Annotated in this window: 2 tRNA genes and 2 rRNA genes; all 4 read left to right on the top strand. The window is 49.0% G+C overall.

The features are described 5' to 3' along the window. Nucleotides 1-101 (top strand): 16S ribosomal RNA (locus tag B9P78_RS09355); the annotation flags it as partial. Between the two features lie 94 nt (nt 102-195). Beyond that, a tRNA-Ile gene (locus B9P78_RS09350) sits at nt 196-269 on the top strand. A gap of 44 nt (nt 270-313) precedes the next feature. Next, nucleotides 314-386: transfer RNA gene (locus tag B9P78_RS09345), tRNA-Ala, on the top strand. A 179-nt stretch (nt 387-565) separates the two neighbouring features. Next, nucleotides 566-3,469, top strand: a 23S ribosomal RNA gene (locus B9P78_RS09340). Nucleotides 3,470-3,530 lie beyond the last annotated feature (61 nt).

The raw sequence follows: 3,530 nt of genomic DNA, 5'->3' as shown, positions 1-3,530 counted from the left end.
GGTAACCTTTTAGGAGCCAGCCGCCGAAGGTGGGACAGATGATTGGGGTGAAGTCGTAACAAGGTAGCCGTACCGGAAGGTGCGGCTGGATCACCTCCTTTCTAAGGAATATTACGGAATACACAAGTGTTTGACTCTTCTTTGTTTAGTTTTGAGAGGTCTATATTATATTACGTATAGTAATGGAAGCCAATCGGGCCTGTAGCTCAGCTGGTTAGAGCGTCCGCCTGATAAGCGGGAGGTCGATGGTTCGAGTCCATTCAGGCCCATTTCCAGAAATGGAAAATATATACATATTAATACATCCAGCCATGGGGGATTAGCTCAGCTGGGAGAGCGCCTGCTTTGCACGCAGGAGGTCAGCGGTTCGATCCCGCTATTCTCCATAGCAACCATTAAAAAGGTTGCAACTTTGTTCTTTGAAAACTGAATACTGTAAGTAATAAACCTCTTATTTGATTATCTCTACCAGGAGTAATCAATATAAGAAATTCCAATTTTTACCAAGAGTAACAAACCAAAGAAAGTAAGCAATTACTTTTCGCGATCATACAACTTAACCAATGGTTAAGTGAATAAGGGCGCACGGTGGATGCCTTGGCACTAGAAGCCGATGAAGGACGGGACTAACACCGATATGCTTCGGGGAGCTGTAAGTAAGCTTTGATCCGGAGATTTCCGAATGGGGGAACCCAATTGCTTTGATAGGCAATTACTACTTTACGAATAAATAGTAAAGTTAGAGGAAGACGCAGGGAACTGAAACATCTCATTACCTGTAGGAAGAGAAAGAAAAATCGATTTCCTGAGTAGCGGCGAGCGAAACGGAAACAGCCCAAACCAAAGAGCTTGCTCTTTGGGGTTGTAGGACAGACGATATGTAGTTAACGATTTAGTCGAATGGCATGGGAAGGCCAATCATAGAAGGTGACAATCCTGTAGACGAAAAATCAATAACGCTAGTCTGTATCCTGAGTACGGCGGAACACGTGTAATTCCGTCGGAATCCGGGAGGACCATCTCCCAAGGCTAAATACTCTCTAGTGACCGATAGTGAACCAGTACCGTGAGGGAAAGGTGAAAAGCACCCCGGAAGGGGAGTGAAATAGTACCTGAAACCGTGCGCTTACAAGCAGTCAGAGCCCGTTAATGGGTGATGGCGTACTTTTTGTAGAACGGACCGGCGAGTTACGATTGCATGCAAGGTTAAGTTGAAGAAACGGAGCCATAGCGAAAGCGAGTCTGAATAGGGCGTCGAGTATGTAGTCGTATACCCGAAACCAAGTGACCTACCCATGTGCAGGGTGAAGGTGCGGTAAGACGCACTGGAGGCCCGAACCCACGTCTGTTGAAAAAGGCGGGGATGACGTGTGGGTAGCGGAGAAATTCCAATCGAACTTGGAGATAGCTGGTTCTCTCCGAAATAGCTTTAGGGCTAGCCTCGGATGATGAATACTGGAGGTAGAGCACTGTTTGATCTAGGGGTCCATCTAGGATTACCGAAATCTGATAAACTCCGAATGCCAGATATTTTAATCCGGGAGTCAAACTGCGAGTGATAAGATCCGTAGTTGAAAGGGAAACAGCCCAGACCACCAGCTAAGGTCCCAAAGTTTCAGTTAAGTGGAAAAGGATGTGGGGTTGCTTAGACAACTAGGATGTTGGCTCAGAAGCAGCCATCATTTAAAGAGTGCGTAATAGCTCACTAGTCGAGTGACCCTGCGCCGAAAATGTACCGGGGCTAAACTGAACACCGAAGCTGTGGATATCCGCATGGATATGGTAGGAGAGCGTTCTAAGGGCAGAGAAGCAAGATCGAGAGGACTTGTGGAGCGCTTAGAAGTGAGAATGCCGGTATGAGTAGCGAAAGACGGGTGAGAATCCCGTCCACCGTATGACTAAGGTTTCCTGGGGAAGGCTCGTCCTCCCAGGGTTAGTCGGGACCTAAGCCGAGGCCGAAAGGCGTAGGCGATGGACAACAGGTTGAGATTCCTGTACTTGTTTGTATTGTTTGACCAAAGGAAGGACGCAGGAGGCTAAGCAGAGCACGTTATTGGATTCGTGTTCAAGCAGTGAGTCTGACACAGAGTTAAATGCTTCGTGTTAAGGACAAGCTGTGATGAGGAGGGAAATATAGTACCGAAGCTGCTGACGTCACACTGCCAAGAAAAGTTTCTAGTTAGATACAAACAACCCGTACCGCAAACCGACACAGGTAGTCGAGGAGAGCATCCTAAGGTGAGCGAGCGAACTCTCGTTAAGGAACTCGGCAAAATAACCCCGTAACTTCGGGAGAAGGGGTGCTGACCATTTGGTCAGCCGCAGTGAATAGGCCCAAGCGACTGTTTATCAAAAACACAGGTCTCTGCAAAATCGAAAGATGACGTATAGGGGCTGACGCCTGCCCGGTGCTGGAAGGTTAAGAGGAGTGCTTAGCATTAGCGAAGGTACGAATTGAAGCCCCAGTAAACGGCGGCCGTAACTATAACGGTCCTAAGGTAGCGAAATTCCTTGTCAGGTAAGTTCTGACCCGCACGAAAGGCGTAACGATTTGGGCACTGTCTCAACGAGAGACTCGGTGAAATTGTAGTACCAGTGAAGATGCTGGTTACCCGCGACAGGACGGAAAGACCCCATGGAGCTTTACTGCAGGTTGATATTGAGTGTCTGTGTGACATGTACAGGATAGGTAGGAGCCTTTGAAACCGGAACGCTAGTTTCGGTGGAGGCAATGGTGGGATACTACCCTTGTGACATGGCCACTCTAACCCGCGACCGTAATCCGGTCGGGAGACAGTGTCAGTCGGGCAGTTTGACTGGGGCGGTCGCCTCCTAAAGAGTAACGGAGGCGCCCAAAGGTTCCCTCAGAATGGTTGGAAATCATTCGTAGAGTGTAAAGGCAGAAGGGAGCTTGACTGCGAGACCTACAAGTCGAGCAGGGACGAAAGTCGGGCTTAGTGATCCGGTGGTTCCGCATGGAAGGGCCATCGCTCAACGGATAAAAGCTACCCTGGGGATAACAGGCTTATCTCCCCCAAGAGTTCACATCGACGGGGAGGTTTGGCACCTCGATGTCGGCTCATCGCATCCTGGGGCTGAAGTCGGTCCCAAGGGTTGGGCTGTTCGCCCATTAAAGCGGTACGCGAGCTGGGTTCAGAACGTCGTGAGACAGTTCGGTCCCTATCCGTCGCGGGCGTTGGAAATTTGAGAGGAGCTGTCCTTAGTACGAGAGGACCGGGATGGACACACCGCTGGTGTACCAGTTGTTCTGCCAAGAGCATCGCTGGGTAGCTATGTGTGGATGGGATAAACGCTGAAAGCATCTAAGCGTGAAGCCCTCCTCAAGATGAGATTTCCCATATCTTTAAGATAGTAAGACCCCTGAGAGACGATCAGGTAGATAGGCTAGAAGTGGAAGTGCAGCGATGTATGGAGCGGACTAGTACTAATCGGTCGAGGACTTATCCAATGGATATTAAGATTGTATGATGGAATACGGTTAACGACTTACAGATTCAGTTTTGAGCGAA

This window comes from Aerococcus sp. 1KP-2016 (assembly GCF_002252085.1).
Taxonomy (GTDB): Bacteria; Bacillota; Bacilli; order Lactobacillales; family Aerococcaceae; genus Aerococcus.
This window is presented reverse-complemented; position numbering and strand designations above follow the sequence as displayed.